The 17,670-nt window shown below is 41.0% G+C and carries 29 protein-coding genes; 20 read left to right on the top strand and 9 right to left on the bottom strand.

All coding sequences use genetic code 11. The annotated features are described in order from the left end of the window. Nucleotides 1-15 precede the first annotated feature (15 nt). The 11 genes from HQN86_RS13085 to HQN86_RS13035 all read left to right on the top strand — a co-directional run bounded on the left by HQN86_RS13085 (nucleotide 16) and on the right by HQN86_RS13035 (nucleotide 7,361). A complete protein-coding gene (locus tag HQN86_RS13085) occupies nucleotides 16-1,317 on the top strand; it encodes a hypothetical protein (protein WP_172661397.1) in 1,302 nt (433 codons plus the stop codon). A 23-nt stretch (nucleotides 1,318-1,340) separates the two neighbouring features. After that, nucleotides 1,341-2,627, top strand: coding sequence for a hypothetical protein (locus tag HQN86_RS13080; RefSeq protein WP_172661396.1), 1,287 nt, complete (start codon nucleotides 1,341-1,343; stop codon nucleotides 2,625-2,627). 45 nt (nucleotides 2,628-2,672) lie between these two features. Continuing rightward, nucleotides 2,673-3,146 carry a hypothetical protein gene (locus HQN86_RS13075; protein ID WP_172661395.1) on the top strand — a complete coding sequence of 158 codons (474 nt, stop codon included), beginning with the start codon at nucleotides 2,673-2,675 and terminating at the stop codon, nucleotides 3,144-3,146. Then, entirely contained in the window at nucleotides 3,146-3,559 is a 414-nt protein-coding gene (locus HQN86_RS13070; RefSeq protein WP_172661394.1) for an SET domain-containing protein-lysine N-methyltransferase, read from the top strand. The genes HQN86_RS13075 and HQN86_RS13070 overlap by 1 nt, the downstream gene beginning before the upstream one ends. Then, entirely contained in the window at nucleotides 3,556-3,951 is a 396-nt protein-coding gene (locus tag HQN86_RS13065; protein WP_172661393.1) for an SET domain-containing protein-lysine N-methyltransferase, read from the top strand. Before HQN86_RS13070 ends, HQN86_RS13065 begins: the two co-directional genes overlap by 4 nt. 89 nt (nucleotides 3,952-4,040) lie before the next feature. After that, a complete protein-coding gene (locus HQN86_RS13060; protein WP_172661392.1) occupies nucleotides 4,041-4,352 on the top strand; it encodes a hypothetical protein in 312 nt (103 codons plus the stop codon). A 20-nt stretch (nucleotides 4,353-4,372) separates the two neighbouring features. Further along, nucleotides 4,373-4,621: a hypothetical protein gene (locus tag HQN86_RS13055; RefSeq protein ID WP_172661391.1), complete on the top strand. Its 249-nt coding sequence runs from the start codon at nucleotides 4,373-4,375 to the stop codon at nucleotides 4,619-4,621. 507 nt (nucleotides 4,622-5,128) lie between these two features. Continuing rightward, nucleotides 5,129-6,145 carry an NAD-dependent epimerase/dehydratase family protein gene (locus tag HQN86_RS13050; RefSeq protein ID WP_246269597.1) on the top strand — a complete coding sequence of 339 codons (1,017 nt, stop codon included), beginning with the start codon at nucleotides 5,129-5,131 and terminating at the stop codon, nucleotides 6,143-6,145. A gap of 30 nt (nucleotides 6,146-6,175) precedes the next feature. Continuing rightward, on the top strand, nucleotides 6,176-6,754 hold the full coding sequence (locus tag HQN86_RS13045; RefSeq protein ID WP_172661390.1) for a Crp/Fnr family transcriptional regulator: 579 nt from the start codon (nucleotides 6,176-6,178) through the stop codon (nucleotides 6,752-6,754). A gap of 165 nt (nucleotides 6,755-6,919) precedes the next feature. Beyond that, nucleotides 6,920-7,096, top strand: a complete 177-nt coding sequence (locus tag HQN86_RS13040; protein ID WP_172661389.1) for a hypothetical protein — start codon at nucleotides 6,920-6,922, stop codon at nucleotides 7,094-7,096. Nucleotides 7,097-7,166: 70 nt separating this feature from the next. Then, complete coding sequence (locus HQN86_RS13035) at nucleotides 7,167-7,361, top strand: hypothetical protein (protein WP_172661388.1); 195 nt, start codon at nucleotides 7,167-7,169, stop codon at nucleotides 7,359-7,361. A 93-nt stretch (nucleotides 7,362-7,454) separates the two neighbouring features. Here the strand turns inward: HQN86_RS13035 and HQN86_RS13030 are convergent, their stop codons facing one another. The 4 genes from HQN86_RS13030 to HQN86_RS13015 form a co-directional block, all read right to left on the bottom strand. Then, a complete protein-coding gene (locus tag HQN86_RS13030; RefSeq protein WP_172661387.1) occupies nucleotides 7,455-7,946 on the bottom strand; it encodes a DUF1772 domain-containing protein in 492 nt (163 codons plus the stop codon). Between the two features lie 3 nt (nucleotides 7,947-7,949). After that, complete coding sequence (locus tag HQN86_RS13025; RefSeq protein ID WP_172661386.1) at nucleotides 7,950-8,276, bottom strand: hypothetical protein; 327 nt, start codon at nucleotides 8,274-8,276, stop codon at nucleotides 7,950-7,952. Between the two features lie 56 nt (nucleotides 8,277-8,332). Further along, nucleotides 8,333-8,587, bottom strand: coding sequence for a hypothetical protein (locus HQN86_RS13020; protein ID WP_172661385.1), 255 nt, complete (start codon nucleotides 8,585-8,587; stop codon nucleotides 8,333-8,335). Between the two features lie 64 nt (nucleotides 8,588-8,651). Further along, the gene (locus HQN86_RS13015) at nucleotides 8,652-8,870 is read right to left on the bottom strand and encodes a hypothetical protein (RefSeq protein ID WP_172661384.1); all 219 of its coding nucleotides are present in this window, start codon (nucleotides 8,868-8,870) and stop codon (nucleotides 8,652-8,654) included. 398 nt (nucleotides 8,871-9,268) lie between these two features. Here HQN86_RS13015 and HQN86_RS13010 point away from each other — a divergent pair, with 398 nt between their 5' ends. The 6 genes from HQN86_RS13010 (at nucleotide 9,269) to HQN86_RS12985 (ending at nucleotide 12,109) form a co-directional block, all read left to right on the top strand. Further along, nucleotides 9,269-10,165, top strand: coding sequence for an SDR family oxidoreductase (locus HQN86_RS13010; RefSeq protein ID WP_172661383.1), 897 nt, complete (start codon nucleotides 9,269-9,271; stop codon nucleotides 10,163-10,165). 29 nt (nucleotides 10,166-10,194) lie between these two features. Next, nucleotides 10,195-10,536 (top strand): DUF3175 domain-containing protein, encoded by a 342-nt coding sequence (locus HQN86_RS13005; RefSeq protein ID WP_172661382.1) that lies wholly within the window; start codon nucleotides 10,195-10,197, stop codon nucleotides 10,534-10,536. A 186-nt stretch (nucleotides 10,537-10,722) separates the two neighbouring features. Beyond that, nucleotides 10,723-10,884 carry a hypothetical protein gene (locus HQN86_RS13000; protein WP_172661381.1) on the top strand — a complete coding sequence of 54 codons (162 nt, stop codon included), beginning with the start codon at nucleotides 10,723-10,725 and terminating at the stop codon, nucleotides 10,882-10,884. Between the two features lie 63 nt (nucleotides 10,885-10,947). After that, entirely contained in the window at nucleotides 10,948-11,718 is a 771-nt protein-coding gene (locus HQN86_RS12995) for a PRC-barrel domain-containing protein (RefSeq protein ID WP_172661380.1), read from the top strand. A gap of 3 nt (nucleotides 11,719-11,721) precedes the next feature. Continuing rightward, nucleotides 11,722-11,895, top strand: a complete 174-nt coding sequence (locus tag HQN86_RS12990) for a hypothetical protein (protein ID WP_172661379.1) — start codon at nucleotides 11,722-11,724, stop codon at nucleotides 11,893-11,895. Between the two features lie 37 nt (nucleotides 11,896-11,932). After that, entirely contained in the window at nucleotides 11,933-12,109 is a 177-nt protein-coding gene (locus HQN86_RS12985) for a DUF6496 domain-containing protein (RefSeq protein ID WP_172661378.1), read from the top strand. A gap of 213 nt (nucleotides 12,110-12,322) precedes the next feature. Here HQN86_RS12985 and HQN86_RS12980 read toward each other — a convergent pair whose 3' ends face one another. Next, on the bottom strand, nucleotides 12,323-12,886 hold the full coding sequence (locus HQN86_RS12980; RefSeq protein ID WP_172661377.1) for a type 1 glutamine amidotransferase domain-containing protein: 564 nt from the start codon (nucleotides 12,884-12,886) through the stop codon (nucleotides 12,323-12,325). Between the two features lie 475 nt (nucleotides 12,887-13,361). Here HQN86_RS12980 and HQN86_RS12975 point away from each other — a divergent pair, with 475 nt between their 5' ends. Together HQN86_RS12975 and HQN86_RS12970 are read left to right on the top strand one after the other, a co-directional pair. Next, the gene (locus tag HQN86_RS12975) at nucleotides 13,362-13,871 is read left to right on the top strand and encodes a hypothetical protein (protein WP_172661376.1); all 510 of its coding nucleotides are present in this window, start codon (nucleotides 13,362-13,364) and stop codon (nucleotides 13,869-13,871) included. Next, on the top strand, nucleotides 13,868-14,605 hold the full coding sequence (locus tag HQN86_RS12970; protein ID WP_216854398.1) for an MBL fold metallo-hydrolase: 738 nt from the start codon (nucleotides 13,868-13,870) through the stop codon (nucleotides 14,603-14,605). Before HQN86_RS12975 ends, HQN86_RS12970 begins: the two co-directional genes overlap by 4 nt. Nucleotides 14,606-14,862: 257 nt before the next feature. Here HQN86_RS12970 and HQN86_RS12965 read toward each other — a convergent pair whose 3' ends face one another. Further along, a complete protein-coding gene (locus HQN86_RS12965; protein WP_172661375.1) occupies nucleotides 14,863-15,084 on the bottom strand; it encodes a hypothetical protein in 222 nt (73 codons plus the stop codon). A gap of 141 nt (nucleotides 15,085-15,225) precedes the next feature. Between HQN86_RS12965 and HQN86_RS12960 the strand changes: the two genes are divergently transcribed. Next, entirely contained in the window at nucleotides 15,226-15,606 is a 381-nt protein-coding gene (locus HQN86_RS12960) for a response regulator (RefSeq protein ID WP_172661374.1), read from the top strand. A 6-nt stretch (nucleotides 15,607-15,612) separates the two neighbouring features. Here the strand turns inward: HQN86_RS12960 and HQN86_RS12955 are convergent, their stop codons facing one another. The 3 genes from HQN86_RS12955 to HQN86_RS12945 form a co-directional block, all read right to left on the bottom strand. Continuing rightward, nucleotides 15,613-16,269 carry a sterol desaturase family protein gene (locus tag HQN86_RS12955; protein ID WP_172661373.1) on the bottom strand — a complete coding sequence of 219 codons (657 nt, stop codon included), beginning with the start codon at nucleotides 16,267-16,269 and terminating at the stop codon, nucleotides 15,613-15,615. Between the two features lie 81 nt (nucleotides 16,270-16,350). Beyond that, nucleotides 16,351-16,791: an Hsp20/alpha crystallin family protein gene (locus HQN86_RS12950; protein WP_172661372.1), complete on the bottom strand. Its 441-nt coding sequence runs from the start codon at nucleotides 16,789-16,791 to the stop codon at nucleotides 16,351-16,353. A 68-nt stretch (nucleotides 16,792-16,859) separates the two neighbouring features. Further along, nucleotides 16,860-17,456 carry a DUF4142 domain-containing protein gene (locus HQN86_RS12945; protein ID WP_172661371.1) on the bottom strand — a complete coding sequence of 199 codons (597 nt, stop codon included), beginning with the start codon at nucleotides 17,454-17,456 and terminating at the stop codon, nucleotides 16,860-16,862. Nucleotides 17,457-17,670 lie beyond the last annotated feature (214 nt).

Here is a 17,670-nt window from a genome sequence, read left to right as displayed (position 1 = left end):
CAAAATTATAAACAAATGAAACAGTTTTTGATCTTTTCAGTAATGGTATTGGGGAGCATTGCAGGTTTTTCGCAAGGAATAAAAAAAATAACTGACCCATTAACGCCCTGTGGTTCACGTGCAGAAGTTGACGGTATGCCCGGTATTTATACCGACCACAACAATACAATATATGGCTTTAGTTTAAAAGGCACACCCGCCGAAAAAACTACGATGATGAAAAACCTCATCGCAGCAGAAAAACTGGAAGAAGCCAGCCGTAAGGATTTTAAGTTGACGGGATGTGCCGCCAGAGTAAGTTTTGCCAGGCATGGTAGCAGCAATTACGGCAAAAATGTTTATGCCAGCTATGGGTACAACATGGGCATATATGCTTTTGTCTGCAATGTGTCCCAACACGCAACCAAAATCGTAGATGAATACAGAACGGTTTTCAGGGTTGAGTTTAATCCTTATATAATGCCTGGAGGCGTACATGCAGTAGGTACTGGCGAGTTCAATATGAAAAATGGGAATCCGATGTACGAAATTCCTGTACAAGCAAAAGTGGGCCCCAACTTTGAAAAAGACAAAAACAACAATCCCAGCCGCGTATCACAATATATTTCAGAAGCAACGCTGATGGTTGCCCGCTCTGATAATTATAAAGATTTTCATAGCGATTTTTTAAAACTCAACAATGGTAATGGCTATGTTGAGCACTGGGAAATGGGCGGCAGGTATGACAATCACGGACCTAATTCGTATCAATTTATAGATCGTCGTTATTTCCTCACCAAACCGGGAGTGCCTTTACTGATCCCCGTTAGCCGCAAGCAATACCTGCAGGATATGCTGGAATATTTTGAAATTGAAAAAGCCAATTTTGAGTATGACAACGCGGAAAAAATTAAAAATATAGGAAATAATACGGCTGACTATGCTAAAAAAACACTGGCAGCTTTGCAAACGGATAAATTGGCTTACCCCAGGATATATGAAGCAAAAAAAGCAAAAGTGAATGACCTACTTGCCAAACAAAAACCGGAATGGTTACAAAAACCGGCAGTGGTAGACCAGGATAGATTGCTAAAAGATGCAAATAAAATCCTGGAAGCTTTGGGTAGGTTTTATGATGCAGAAGGAGAGTATAAAAGTGCCCTGTATGTTTTAAATCCAGCCTATTTTGTATCCAATAACGGGCAGGCTGCAAAACCTTTGTTGATAGAAGTACAGTTTCGGTATGAAATCACAAAAGATTATGGCTACTCTTCAAGGTTGTTTAACAACTGGGAACAGCATTTTGATATTGGTGCATTGAAAAAGATGTTGCAATAATTATCTAAAATTAAATTCGACCCATGAAACGAATACATACATCGACCATTGCCACATTAATTGCAACGGTTGCTTTAACGCAGCAGGTTAATGCACAAGATTGCCAGTCGTCAAAAGACCTGGAAGCGCTTCCTGGAAAGCATATAGATGCAGCCCATTGCGAATGGCCGCAAGAGAAAGCACATTGGCTGGATGCCTTGGGTACGGCAGCTAATAAAGCTGCTGCCAATGCCATACTTACTAAAATCGAAACGCTCGAAAAACAAAGCCGTAGCAATTATATCCTTAAAGGGTGTGTGCTTAAAACTGCGTTTTCGGGCAATACCGCTACTACAATAGTTGGCAAATATGCATTGGCAAGCTATGACCTTAATATGGGCTGCTACGAATATATCTGTGTCAAAAATAAAATGATGGTCAACAGTGAATATGCAAATGTTTTTCGTGCCTACGTTAATCGTTATACCGGGATAGAAACTGCTTTTTCTTTTCCTGACGAAGCATATTATTACGAAACACCAAAAAAATACAATGGGCAATTTATCGCCCTGCACAATTTTATTAAAATGGATGCCACTAAAAATATCAATAACAGTAAGGGATTTTATCAGGATATTCCGGAACACACTGTGAAAGAAGGTAGCCGTAATGTATATATGACCCGTCATTGGTATTGCACAAAACCTAGTGCTTTGGTATTTATGCCTGTTTCGCGTAAAGAATACCTCGAAGCCCTGCTGGTCTATTACGAAAGAGAAAGGCTTTTAATAGCCGACAAAATAAAAGAGATTGAAAGCGAAAGCGCTGGCATGATGAAAGATCCGAAAAAGTACCCTCAGTTGTATGAAAACGGGAAACGGAACCTGATCGTGAAAAAGGCCAAATACCCGGACTGGCAAGAAAAAATAGAAGCTAAAAAAACCACGGTGGAAAAGGTATTGAAAGAAAATACAGTGGCCTGGCTGACCCAGTCTGCCGTTGTAAAACCCAAAGCTGAAACCTTTTCCTGGAAAAGGACTTATGGCTCGGCCCCCAACGATGAGGTATGGGTAGAGACCTACAATGCCGATACCAAAGAGGCCGCCCAAAGAACCGGATCATTTACCTTTGATGGATTTTGGGATAACAAAGGTGGTTCAACGCTCTATCAATATAATCCCGACTATTTTAAGGGTTCAGAAAGAAATCCGGTAAAGCCTTATATGATAGAATTGACCTATAGGTACGTAAAAACTCCTCTTGGGAAAAGTTTGGTAGAAAATTTTACCGAAAACTTCGATTTCGATGCTGTAAGGAATATGCTAGAGTAGGAACGTATCCTGCTATTTAAATTTTACTCATTAATCAAAAATGTCATGAAAAAAATCTTCTCCATTTTAGGTTCATTGCTATTGGTAACAGCAGTGAAAGCGCAAACCGTGGTGAAAAAAGAAACGGTAAATCCCGGAAGTAGCCAAACTACTGGTACTTCTACACCAGTAAAAGATCCTAAGGCTGCGGCTACCGATCCCAAAAAGGAAGCTGAAGCTAAAGCAGCGGCAGAAAGGGCTGCAAAGGATGCAAAAATTGCGCAGCAGGCTGATCCTAAAACCATCCCTGTAAAAGACCCGAAGGCAGGTGCTACCGATCCTAAAAAAGAAGCAGCGGCTAAGGCGGCAGCAGAAAGAGCAGCGAAAGATGCCAAAATCAAGCAACAGGTTGACCCTAAGACTTTACCTGCGAAAGATCCAAAGGCTGCTGCTACTGATCCTAAAAAGGAAGCAGCAGATAAAGCCGCAAAAGAAAGAGCAGCCAAAGACGCAAAAATTGCCCAACAAAAAGGAAACTAATGCTGTTCAATTGCAACATTGAGCAACCACAGCATATTGAAGTTAAGGAAAGCCCGCTTCATGGGCGTGGTGTATTTGCGAAAAGCAAAATAAGGAGAGGAAGTCTGATAGAACAGGCTCCTGTTATTTTCTTGTCAAATGACGAGAGGGAGACCTTACGGTTTACCAAGCTCTTTCATTATTACTTTTTATTGGGCAATCCCGAAAAAAAGACTGCATTTGGTTTTGGTTATGCCTCTTTTTACAATCATTCCTCAGTCGCGAATGCCTTTTATACTTTTTCTAGAAAGAAAAATGCCCTTAATATCTATGCCTATCAAACCATTGAAGAAGGCTGTGAAATAACCATTAACTATAATGGTAAGCCAGATGATAAGGCTGAAGTATACTTTCCCAATTCGGATGAACAATGAAGAAACAACTGTATTTAAAAACGATAAAGGGAAAGGGTAGGGGTGTTTTCTGCCATACAGCTATTTCTGAAGGAGATATTATAGAAGTTTGTCCAGTTATCATTATCGCAGCCGAAGAATTTACCGCATTAAGTACCACACCACTGATGGATTATAGTTTTTATTTCAATAAAGAAGAGAATACATTGTCGTTAACCATGGGTTTTGGATCCATGTATAACCACAGGCAATATCCCAATGCCGTATATCTTCTCAATAGGGAAGAAAGACAGATGGTATTTACAGCTCATGAGCAGATAAAGGCGCATACGGAGATATGCATCAATTATGGGGGCGAATACGGTAAAGATTATAGTAAATGGTTTGTAGATAGGGAAATCATTCCCCTTTAATTGAAAAATCATCTTTTTTAATGATTGACCTATGTCCGCGCCTGGCCTAATTTTACCAGAAGAAAGCAAATCATGAAAAAATTAAAGCCATGAAAAAAGTAATTTTTATCTTTTTCCTTACTCTTGGTATAGGGGGGATAGCACAAGCACAGGTATTGCGTAAACTTAAAGAAAAAGCAAAAACTGCGACAGCGAGCTCAGTTGACCGATCAACCGATAAAGTTGTGGACAAGGCTGTCAATAAATCTGCCGACAATGTTACAGATAAAGCCATAAACAAAGTCAGCGAAAAACTGAATAGCCTATTTAAAAAGAAAAATAAAAAACGCACTGATAGCGTGCCATCCGCCGTTGTTGACTCAAATAAAACAGCAATCAAACCTAAGAACGAGAATAAGTAACTTCATAAAAGTAAGAAATCATGAAAAAGATATTGACCCTTTTAAGTGCCTTGTTAATTGTAACCGGGCTTAAGGCACAAAAAATAGTTGTACAAAAAGAAACAGTAAAACCAAAAGCTGATACACTGGCTAAAAGTAGTGTCGGTCAACAAAGTAATAAAGCAATTGGTAAAAAGGATGCAAAAATTGCCCCTGCCATCAAATATGCATCCACCTCAAAAGTTGCACCAGCATCAACAAAAATGGGCAAGCTCACTCCTGTAAACTAGTATCTGCTTAAATTCATAGCAAAATATAATAGACAAACTATAAGGTTGATTACTTTTGCAGAATTTTCGAAAAAACTTCAATTTCAATCAATTCGTCCACAAAATGGCTCAAATTATGCGTCATCACTGACCCAGATAATTTTAAACCCCTTTAATTAGCTTTAAAGGGGTTTTTTATACCCAAAAAAGTCTTTGATTTAGGGTTCTCAGTACGATGCCAGTACGGAAAAATCACACAAAACTCTTTTTATTGCCCTACTAGATAGCTTTTTGTTATTTCTCAGAATATGTATTTACATCTATTCACAATAAAAATGCTAACCAGCGCTTACTATAAGAACACATTGTTTTCACAAAGGAGCAAGTAAAACGAAACACAATTTCTCTATTGTATAGGATTGCTTTAGACCATTGTAGAATTATCTCCACCCAGATCCATTTCCTAACAAAAGTCAAGTGTATCGGGGAATTTCTGTAGGAACTTTGTGTCTTCAATAACTATAAGACATGATGACACAGAAAAAACTAGCATTGGTTTCGGGGGCAAATGGACATTTGGGAAATAACCTGGTAAGGTTGCTCATTGATAAAGGGATCCCTGTGAGGGCCTCTGTCCGCGAGATCAATGACAAAATACCTTTTACAGGATTGGATTGTGAGGTAGTACAGGCAGATATTACCGACAAACCCTCTTTTGTAAAAGCTTTAACAGGTGTAGAAACCTTTTATGCCGTTGGTGCCTCGTTCAAGCTTTGGGCTAAAGATGCCAAAAAAGAAATTTATGATGTCAATATTCAGGGAACAAAGAACACCATAGAGGCCGCTGCGGAAGCTGGTGTAAAGCGCATTGTATATGTCAGTTCAATCGCCGCATTGGATTATGCGAAATTACCAACAAAGGAGAGTTATGGGTACAATCCTGATCGAAGGGATATGTATTACAATTCTAAAAATGATGGTGAAAGGTTAGCTTTCCAACTGGCAAAAGATTTAGGTATAGAACTTGTAGCCGTAATGCCTGGCGCTATGATTGGCAGCGAAGCTTTTTTGCCGCTTAATGTATCCTACGGAGTACTTAAACTTATTTTGAACAAGCAAATTCCTGTTGATACCAAAATAACGTTGAACTGGATTGATGTAAAAGATGTGGCAGAGGGCTGTTGGCTCGCTGCAGAAAAAGGAAGGAGTGGGGAACGTTACATACTGGCCAATGAACAATGTATGACGATCACCGACACGACTAGGCTTGCCAATGAGCTATATCCGGAATTAAAACTTAAAATTCCTGGTGCTGTTCCAAAACTTATGTTGTTTGCTATTGCAGGGATAATGGAGTGTTTAGCCAAAATAAGCAAAAAGGCACCCGTACTGACAAGAAAGGACATCGCTATGTTTTCAGGTTTGCAACAGAATTTCGACATCAGCAAAGCCAGAAAGGAATTGGGCTTTAATCCCAAAAAGCCGGAAAAGGCAGTAACTGATGCCCTGGCATACTTAATGGCGCATAAAGCTTTATTAAAATAGTTATTGTAAATTTGGAGGACTTTTAGAGGTATGCTGCAACAGAAATTAATTGACTTTATCCAATCAGGTCATACGCTGTCAACAACGGATATGGACCTGATTGTCCAATATTTTGAGCCGGTACTTTTCCCAAAAAATCGCATTATTGAAGAAGAAGGAAAAGTGCCAAAATACCTTTACTACATTGTTTCCGGTTACTTGCGCCTATTTTATTACAATGAAACCGGTGATGAGATTACCACGCACATCAATTGCCCTCCGGGTTTTTTTACCTCCTACTTCTCTTTTGTGAATGAGGCTAAATCCAATGACAATGTAGAATGTATTACGGAATGTGAATTGTTGCGGATTACAAAGGCAGACCTGGGAAGCTTAACTTCAAAAAGCCCCGCAATGAAAGACTTTAGTATTGGCGTTTTTCAGCAATCCATTGCCTATAACGAAACCCGCTCTATGGAACTGGCAACCCTTTCAGCTGAACAGCGCTACCGAAAGCTGATAGAGAACTATCCCGGAATTTTACACAATGTTCCCATTACTTATATTGCTTCCTTTCTTGGTATGAAACCGGAAAGTCTGAGTCGTATCAGGAGGAAATGGCTTTCCTAATCACCCGTTTTTTCAGTCATCAACCACAGCTAATTTCCTGAATTGCTATAGTTGTATTTGCTTCCCGGAAGTAAATGCAGGCAGTTTTAATGGTTTGCAATTGTTTTTTGACAAACCTTTTATTACTGGACTTGTTAAAATAACGACAGATAAAATATATAGGAGATGAAAACTGCAGGTAGGATAAACAAAAGGAATAAAGCCAAAAAGCTTGGCTTAAAAGGAGATCCTGGATATTATTTTCATGCGGATGAAGATTTTAGAGAAGATTGGGATTGGGGAAAGTCAAAAATGATCGCTTCTAGAGCTAGTTCCAGGCCAGTTAATAAGCTTGAAATTTAATGATGGACCTAAGCTAAAATTTATGAGTATGTAAAGGATTCAGAAAGGATTGCAGAACTTATAAAAAACGATGCATGAAAGAAAAGGGGGAAATTCAAATCCGGAAGTGCAATTGGAACTTGTATTGGTAATGTCTCAATTTTTTTCCTTTAAAGATTTTGTGCCAAACAACATGTCCCACAGGGGTGAACTAACCCGTAGAAGTGATCCGGATATTTGTAATGATGCAGGTCGTGGTTTCTCCACAGTACCTTTAGGCATTTAGGTGGTGGATAGGCTGTATGGTAAAATGCAGCGAAACATAGAGCAGGTAGCCGAAAATAAAACCTGCGAAAAATACGCTTCCGTAACCTGGTGTTTAATTAGTTAAATTCCTTACTTTTTTGTGCTTGCAAAACACGGTCATGATCACAAAGCAGCTAAAGCTGCCTATAGAGGTGAGGGTTCTCAGACCATGGTAATATTGCCATTTGCCGCGCAAGATTTCCCAGTCCGCAGGGAGATTTTGTACAGTCCATAGGTTGATCTGGTTATCGATCGGGACTTCTATAAAGACCGTAATGAAAAGGCTAAGGATAATCAGCACAAGGGATGCTAATATAAAATAAAATCCTGCGGATCTTTTTACCGGGTATAGCCATGCCGTTAATATAATGGAAAGAATGCACAAGGGCAGGATGATGCGCATGGGAAAAGCGACATTGGCGATGATGGTTTTGCCGATATGGATAAATTCTGCTGCGCTGAAGTTTTCAATGCTTTGGCTTAGGGCAAACCAGGTGCCCCAGAATAATCCGGTGGCCAGTAATAAAAGTAACAATGCAATAAACTGGATAAACTTTAAAGCCATGACTTAAGGCTTTTCTGGTTTATTTTTAAGTTTGGACTTGGGTAGATATACCTTTGCGCCTTTGGCATCTACATAATAATACCTGGATTTGTTATCGATGTAAATGGTTTCTCCCTTGGGGCCAGCTTTACCTTTATAGGTTTTGTCTACTATTGCTGATGCGCCTTTAACCGCGATTTCTGCGGTTTTATTGCCCACTTTTTTCGCGGCTTTTTTAATCTCCGGGTCTGGATTGATCTTTATGGTGTCTTTCTTTTTGTCTTGGGCGAATCCGCCAACGGAGATGCTGGTACCAAGGGTCAGTAGCAGCGTTTTGATTAGTGTTTTCATCGTGTCTAGTTTTAAAATTCATATTCAACGCGGCTAGGATCATTCAGGTTGCTATATCAAGGTGTAATGATCTTTTCCCATTGTTTCTTATCCGGATTACGTTTATTGCCTAAATCGGTTTTTGGGAGGCCGTACACTTTTATTTTTTCTTCCGGTTTGTTTTGCGGCTGGTCATTCAGGTTTTCAGTTGCTGGCAGCTGATGACTGGTTCTGCGATCGATACCGCTATGATATTTAGGCCTGGTTAATTCTTTAGTTTTGCTGATATCATAATCCTTAGAACCGGGCTTTGGTGTTTCTTGCTTTTCCATGGCACAGGTTTTTGCTTTGAATTTTTGAATACTTAAGGCGCTGAAAATTATCAGCGCCTTTTTGTTATATATCGGTGCCTGGGGTTGTTCCCGGCTCATGACTTGATCCCAATGGTTTATTTTTTCTTTCCGGTCTTGAGATCAAATCTGTTCTTCCCAGATCGGCTACCGAGGAGGTTTCTCCACTATCTGGTTTCTTTTCATTGATGCGCTCAGGTGTTTCTTTATAAACAGTTTTTTTTGGCACATGCTCTTTTTTCTGATGATCTTGTCTGCTTTCCATAATAATAAGTTTTAGTGAAAACCTGTTTTCTCCTTAAAAAACAAACCGGGGACATTTATGTTTTAAATCAAACCGTAAGGGAGCGGGAAATATGGGTTAATTTTAGTGTAAAAGTGGCGTGGAGATCAAAGTCAAAACTATTGGCGCCGGAAAGGATATTTTATCAGTGAGCAGCAGTTATATGAGGATGTTATTGATTATGGGCATTTTTTATTATTGTAGTGGCGGTCCAGCTGTTTTTCTGGTTTAAACGGCCAAGGGATTAGCCGGAGAATTTTAAAAAATAATAAACCGGAATTCCACTTGGATGTTTTATAGTGAGCCCATTGGGTCTTCCCTGGAGATGTAGTGGGCGTGAATATCAAAAATAGAACAGGACTTCAATTTAAACAATTACTATGGAAAATCAACAGAACTCCTTAGAGAACCCGGCAGAAAAATATCCTAAACCTCCTTTTCCAAAACAAGATCAACCAGCTCCGGGAACCGAGTCCCGGCTTCGTCCCCAAGCAGATCATGGAGAAGAATCCTATAAGGGCAGCGGTAAGCTGGAGGGAAAGAAGGCCGTAATAACCGGTGGTGATTCTGGCATAGGTCGTGCGGTGGCAATTGCTTTTGCCAGGGAAGGGGCGGATGTTTTGATCAGTTATCTTGATGATTCAGAAGATGGGGATGCTAATGTTACCGCCGGACTGGTGGAAGCAGCCGGCAAAAAGGCAATTTTAATGAAGGGCGACATACAGGATGAAGCCCATTGCAAACGCATTATTGATACGGCTATAAAAGAGTTGGGTGGATTGGATATCCTGGTCAATAATGCTGCATTCCAGATGGCAAGAAAAACAATGGCAGATATTCCATCTGAAGAATGGGACCGTACATTTCGCACCAATATCACAGCAATGTTCTTTTTGTGTAAAGCAGCCGAACCTCATCTTAAACCTGGCAGTAGCATTATCAATACGACTTCAGTAAATGCTTATTCACCAAGTGAGCAGCTGCTTCCCTATGCGGCCACAAAAGGTGCTATTCAGAATTTTACGGCTAATCTGAGCCAAATCTTGTTGATGGACGGCAAAGGCATTCGGGTAAATGCAGTGGCGCCAGGTCCAATCTGGACGCCGCTAATACCTTCCACTATGCCGGAGCATGAAGAATTTGGTAAGAATACGCCTATGAAAAGGCCGGGGCAACCTGCTGAAGTGGCACCCGCATATGTGTTCTTAGCTTCCCAGGATGCGAGCTATATAGCAGGGGCTACAATACCCGTTACCGGAGGACGGATTACGATTTAAAGAACGGACTTTTGTGTTGCACAACTTTCATGAATTCAAATTATGGCTATGAAAAAAAACAGACAGTTAAACCCGAAAAAAAAACTAAATCTGAAGAGAAATGGTCGGCTGAGGTAACTCAGCATAGTGATGCGCTGGATCTAGAGGGGGATATATTTGAATCTGATGATCTAAAGAAGATTGCCCATTCACTGAAGAAGTCTGCCGAGGACAGTGACCGCAAGAAATCAGGTCCATATCGTTCTGCCATGTCGATGTTGACTTTCTATATCAATCGTGCGGGAAAGAATCTGCATGAGGATCAGAAAAAGGTATTGGAAAAGGCTAAGGATGAACTACGGAGTCTGTTTGGTAAACCGTTAAAGGGGTAATCCTGATCAGTTCAGTTATTTGTCAACAAGCTGAACTGTAGTTGATATCATGAAAAAGATTATGGAATCTGCTTCGGGTTTATAGTTTATAGCATAATAAGATGAGCAGGATATGTTATGATGCCTGTAATGAATCGACATATTCAATACCTCGTTGCTTAGCAGACTTTAAAAATAAATATCATTATGAAAAAGAAAACCGGTCAGGATATGGATAAAGCACTGGCCAAAGCGGGTAGTGTAAACCTGCCTAAACAAGAGAAAGTTCATACAGATGAGCCACTGACTGAAAAGGATGAAGTAAAACAGGAAGAAGAGCGGCGGCGCAGGCGAATGGAAGGAGAATAAAGGAAATCTGAAAACTTTTGTAAGACCTATGTTGTTTAAAGCTAACTACTTAAATGGATGTTTATGCAACACAATGTAAAAAGTCTGTCAGACTTCACAATTGGTGCAACTGACGGAGAAATCGGAAAAGTAAAAGACTTTTATTTTGATGACCAGACTTGGATCATACGTTATTTAGTGGTGAAAACCGGAGGTTGGTTATCGGGTCGTAAAGTGCTGCTTTCCCCGCTTGCTTTGCAGCGGCCGGATTGGGAAAACAAGGTATTTTCAGTAAACCTGAATAAACAGCAGGTGCAGGACAGTCCTGATATTGATACCGAGAAAACGGTGTCCCGCCAACATGAGATTGAATTATACAATCACTATGCCTGGCCTTATTATGGCGCAACGGGAACGGGGTTTTATGGGGGAATGGGAATGTCAGGGATGGTGGATTCAAGAATCCCTTTTGAAGATGCTATTGCTGAACAGCATCTGGAAAATTATGAGGGAGATCCGCATCTGCGCAGTACCGAAGAAATCCGCGGATACCATATTCACGCCAGGGATGGTAAAATAGGCGAAGTGGAGGATTTCATCCTGAATACAGATACCTGGGGAATTGATTACCTGATTGTGGATACCGGTAACTGGTTTCCGGGGAAAAAGGTGATCCTTTCTCCTGAATGGATCAAACAGGTAAAATGGGAGGATACTGCTGTTTACGTGGATCTTCCGGTTGATGCGGTAAAACATAGCCCTGAATATAATGCTGAAGTTCCTTTGCAGACCGCGTATAGAGAAAAGCTTCATCATTATTATGGAAAATCAATCAGGGACCACCAAATTTTATAAGTGATGAAAACTACGGGTAAAATAAATAAACGGATTAAAATGGAGAAGCTTGGTGACAAAGGAAGCCCGGTCTACTATTTCCATGCTGATGAGGACTTTAGAGAAGACTGGGATTGGGGAAAGCAAAGGATAGTTTCCAAATCCATTAGTAAATCCGCAAATAAGTGTGAAATCTAAAAACGTAGGAGTAATTGATAACCCTAAATTTAATGTTATGGCAAAGTATTCAGAAAAAGCATCAGAAAAAGTAGAAAAAACGATGCATGAGATGAAAGAAGGTAAACTCAAATCCGGAAGTGGCAAAAAGGTAACTTCCAAAAAGCAAGCTGTTGCGATCGGTTTGTCCGAAGCACGAAAAGCTGGTGCTAAAGTTCCAAAAAAGAAAGATTAGCAGGCCTTATTCATATAAGGCTGATCAAAGAACCTTTCCTGCAATTCTTACTGTTGGACAGCATTGATGCACAAGAGAACTTACTTTTGTGGACTCCAAGATCATGCCCGCGGGATGGTTTATCGACACATACAGGCATCTTGGACCGCTGAAAAAATGACTTGATAAAAAATGCGACTGCCCATTAGGAGCAGCCGCTTTTGGATCTACTTTTTAGCTGTGTTGCCCTTCATGGACACCCTCTGTAAATTCTTCGACCATCTTGTCATTGAAGGCAGGCAGGTCATCCGGGCTACGGCTGGTAACCAAGCCCTGGTCAACCACAACTTCCTGGTCATACCATTCTGCTCCGGCGTTGAGCAGGTCAATTTTTATGGTTTTTGTCGAGGTCAGTTCCCTACCTTCTACTACTTCAGCTGTGATCAAAACCTGTGGTCCGTGACAGATCGCTGCTACTGGTTTTCCTGCCTCAAAAAATGCTTTCACAAAGGTAATGGCGTCCTCATTCTTTCTTAATGCATCCGGATTCAAAACTCCGCCAGGGATGACTAAGCCCTGGTAATCCTCGGCATTAGCTTCACTAATGGTCTTATCCACGTCAACTTCAATTGTCCACTGATGATCACCTTTCATGGCTTGTATCTTTCCTGCTTTAGATGAAATGATATGAACGGTGGCACCTTCCTCTTTTAGCCTTTGCACCGGGCTGGTCAATTCTGTTTCTTCAAAACCGCTTTCTGATAAAACGGCAATGGTTCGATTGCTTAATTGTCCCATGATTACTGTTTTAATGTTAAACTTTAGTTCTCTGTATATTAGTACAATGACCAATACAGAATGTTTTAGCTATTGTGATTCTTTACATTGGGCAGAAGAATTTGATAATTGAGGGGCATTGTTTTTTTATAAGCATGATGCTTTGGCTACTTGAATTGGATGGCTGATTGAGAATCAGCATTTCAATAAATTAACTGCACTGGCCAGCAGGGGATCGTCGGTTTAATTTCTGCAGTTGCTGATGATCAGTGCCCGGAATACTTGGTGATTTGAGACAGAATTATTTGCTTGACTTGTTTTTACTGTTTCCATCTTTCTATACAATTTTTGAGTCTAAAGTTTGGAAGCAAATCTGGGTTTTAAAGTTTTTGTTAATTCTGCTGCCAGTTATGTCTAAGTTATTGGGGAAATAATCCCTTTGAATAAACACTCTGCTGCCTTGGATTGTTATACTTGGGCGATTACGGATTTTATCATGAAACAATCACCAGAAATTTATCATTTTACGGATGATGGGGTTATTCCCAATAGCAAACTTCCTGTAGTGATCTTCCGGGGGGTATTTAGCCTGGATCCTGATACGGGGGCGGACTGGCTGGAAGGTCATTTTGCGGAAAACAAATGGACAAATGCATTTCGCTGGCGGGTGTATGATTACCATCATTACCACAGCAATACGCATGAAGTTCTAGGTGTGTATGCCGGTAGCGCCCTGCTACAGCTGGGAGGCGAACATGGGCAGCAGATTAAGGTTGGCCTGGGAGATGTTGTGGTACTTCCTGCAGGAACCGGGCACAAGTCTATCAGCCATAGTAATGATTTTGCCGTGGTTGGGGCCTATCCGGATGGGGTAGAGCCTGACCTGATCCGTTTGGATGAGGATCGTCCGGAGGGTGTCAGAGATAAAGTGGATGGGGTTTCTTTGCCTGAAAATGATCCGCTGAATGGAAAATCTGAAGGTGGGCTTTTAAGTTTTTGGAGATGACTGAGCTGAAGTTGAAAGTGGTCGGCTGCGGTGATGCCTTTGGTAGTGGGGGAAGGCTGAATACCTGTTTTCATATACAGGGTTCTGCGGGTAATTTTTTGATCGATTGCGGAGCGAGTAGTCTGCCGGGTTTAAAGCACCACGGGATCAATACCAATGATATCGATGCTATTGTGATCAGCCATTTTCATGGGGATCATTACGGTGGCATTCCTTTTTTGCTATTGGATGCTGCCATTTATGGTCGGGCAAAAAAGATACAAATCATCTCCCCACCAGGCGGGGAGCAGCGGATTTCTACTTTGCTGGACTTGCTTTATCCTGGTACGTCCGTGCTGGAGAAACTTAATGTAGAATTCCTGGAATACTGTGCTGGCAAAGTATCATTGGTGGAACATTTTAGTGTAGAGGCATTTGAAGTCATCCATGCTGAAAAGGCTTTACCTCATGGAGTCCGGATTGAAATTGAAGGTAAGGTCATTGCTTATTCTGGTGATACTTCCTGGACAGATACACTGATGCCTTTAAGTGATGGGGCAGATCTTTTTATTTGTGAGTGTAATTTTTTTAGCACCAAGGTTACAGGGCATATGAATTACCTGGAACTGGAGAAAAAACTGCCTGAGTTCTCTTGTAAACGCATATTGCTGACGCACTTTGACCAGGAAATGTTGGACAGGCTGGACCGGTTGAAACCGGGATATTTAACCGATGGAATGGAGATCATGGTCTAATTATCCTTTGCCTGCTTATGAGCATGGATGGCTTTGCGGATGAAATTTAGCATTGGCATATCCAGCTCGCAACCCTGGCTTTCGCAGCGGGCATGATCTTTTTCATCGAGCTGGATGGTTCCAATGGCATCTTCTTCTACATAAATCTGGTAACGGGAGTTTCCCAGTGATGTGATGTTATAAAATCGTCCTCAGCTATTATGGGCTACTTCTATTCTAAATTGTTCTATGTGTTATTTCTTTAATTCAAATCATCTTCATTCCTGTTTATCAAAGTCGTCATCTTCCTGCTCGGGATCAACAGGAGAATCTTGCTGGTGGAAGATGGGATCCAGTTCATCAGTTTCTGCGGTAATGGCAGGATCTATTAAAATGGTCTGTTCTGAGCCATCGGCTTGCCGCTGGTGATAATTGCCTGCCAGGCTGTTAATTTTACCTTCTGTTTGGCGTTCCAGGTTTATGCTCTCCTTAGTATCCATATTTTTGTCTTTAAGAGTTACTGGAAAAACAGCTGGAATTAAAAAAGGTTCTTTAATTGTTCAAACCCTGGCAAAACCAATTTCATATGTTTTTTGTTGTTTATGAAAATCTTGTTTTGTTAAACAAGAAAGAATAGGCTTATGGAAACCATTATTGTACAGGATACCGATGCGGCTATTTTGGATGTGCTTACCCAGGCTTTAATAATGGAAGGCTTTCAGGTGCTGCCGGTTTCAGATATCAAAGGGGATTTCCTTTCTCTGGTAGATCAGCACAGGCCCCACGTGGTCATGCTGGATTATAAGCTGGATGGTGAGGCCTGCAAACAAACCTGTTTTCAGATCAAGCAGCGTTACCCGCACCTTCCGATAATTGCCATGAGCTGTAATTATAATATTGACCGCTTGTATGGGGCTAATGGGTTTGATGGTTATATCCGGAAACCTTTTGACCTGGACTTGCTGTATACTATCCTCAGAAGGCATATTCCCGAGCAGCAAAAACCAGCCGACAGGCAATAAATGCGTTTATAAGGGCTGTGGCTTAGTTTTATTTTTTTTCTTTAAAGATTTTGTGCCAAATAAGGTGTCCCACAGGGGTGAACTGACCCCGTAGAAGTGATCGGGATATTTGTAATGGTGCAGGTAGTGGTTTCTCCACAGTACCTTTAGGTATTTAGGTGGCGGATAGGCATGTATGGCAAAATGCAGCGAAACATAGAGCAGGTAGCCGAAAATAAAACCTGCGAAAAATGCGATTCCGTAACCGGGGGTACCTAAAATCAATGACGAAATTCCATAAAAAGAAAGAAATACAGTAGCAGAAAGAATTAAGCTCGGTACAGGTGGCATAAATAACCTGTTTATATCTCTTGGGAACTCATGGTGGTTTTCATGAAAAATATAGACCAGGCGCTTGGCTATAGGAGTTCTGGCTTTAAAATGAAATAGAAAACGGTGTGTCAGGTATTCAAATAGCGTCCAGTTAAACATCCCGGCTAGAAAAACTAAGGCCATCAATCCTATCGCGTACTGATAGGCGTAATGTGCATAATATACTAAGCATATAACCATTGGAATGTATAAGGTATAAATTACCCAGGGACGGGTTTTACTGATTGCTTCTAAAAAGGGGTGCTTAAAAATCCGTGCCTGCCCCTTATTTTTAATGCTAAGCGCTTCCATTTGATTGGGATTAGGACTGTTATTCGTTTGTTTTGAAAAAGGGGAACCTCCATAAGTTCCCCTTTAGTTTAGGATGGGAATTTATTTAATGTCGATGTGCCTACTGGTCATTTTGGATTCTTCCTTTTTAGCTACATTGATCTTCAATACACCATCTGTATATTCCGCCTCAATATTTCCGTCATCCGCAGAATCAGGTAAAGCAAAGGAACGTACAAAAGAAGTATAACTGTATTCCCGGCGGTTGTACTTCTTGTTGCTTTCTGTCTCCTCAGATTTTTTCTCTACCGAGATGTTCAGCATGTTTCGATCGAGGTCGATCTTAAAATCTTCTTTTTTCAGACCCGGCGCACCGAGTTCGATATGGTAATGGCCGTCAGATTCGCAAATGTTGACAGCCGGCACCCTGGAGATCATCCGGTCGGAGATAAAAGAATCGTTAAAGATAGATTCGAAGATGTCATTGAAACCAGGGCTCACCAGATCCCTGCCGTTTCTTTCATTAAATTTTACTAAGGTCATTTTTAGTCCTCCAAATAATTGTTGTTTTTGTTTTAACCTAAGCGTTAACAGATAAAGAATTTGTTGATCTAATTCATCTCTTCATTCCGTAGTTTGTCGGCTGTCATTTTTTTGCCGCTGACTTGCTTGGAAAGGAATTTTGCTTCTTCCAGGTTTCTTCTCAATACGGTGAGTTGTTTATTAGAGAAACTTACAATAGCCGTATCGCCAAACATGGCGCCTTTTTCCAACAGGGAAATGGCCTGGTTGTGGTCTTCAATGGTAATGGATAGGTATTGCCTGTCAAAATCGCCATTGCCGGCTTTTTTTAAAGCGGACATGAGCTGGTCAGGAACAAATGTTGTGGAATCGGCAAGTGTAATGTTCCTGGCTTGCGCAAATGGTTTGAGGTCTGTGTAGACCAGGATGCTGGCATCCATTGCCTTTACGGCATATTCCCTTACTTTTGAATTTTTGGATTTCTTTTTGGCAAGTTTTGAAAGGTTGATCTCCTTGGCGCTGGCAGTGGAGAGTTGCCTGATGAACTGCTCGGTGCTCAATGTGTCTGCCTGCCACCGGAATGGGACCACCGGGGTATTGTTTTGTGTCGGGGTCTGGCTGAGCCCGCTTACTGCGATGCTGCAGGTGGCTATTGTTGCCATCGCATAATTTTTAAAATTTTCCATAACATACAGATTAAAAAGTTGATTAATCCATGTAAAAAGCGCTACCTTCAGATATGTTAGGGTTGGATGCTATTTGAGTTATTTAAATAGCATATGCGGTTTGTTCAGGTAATTGAGCTCCTTGTCTCTTTGTTGCTGATCGGAAACCATCTTTATCTTTTGTTCCGCTGAACCGGAAACCAGTGCGGATTCTGTGTGATCATTGCTTTGAATC

The sequence above is a fragment of the Pedobacter panaciterrae genome (assembly GCF_013204795.1).
Lineage (GTDB): Bacteria > Bacteroidota > Bacteroidia > Sphingobacteriales > Sphingobacteriaceae > Pedobacter > Pedobacter panaciterrae.
Note: the sequence above shows the minus strand (reverse complement) of the source record. Positions and strands in the feature narration are given on the sequence as shown.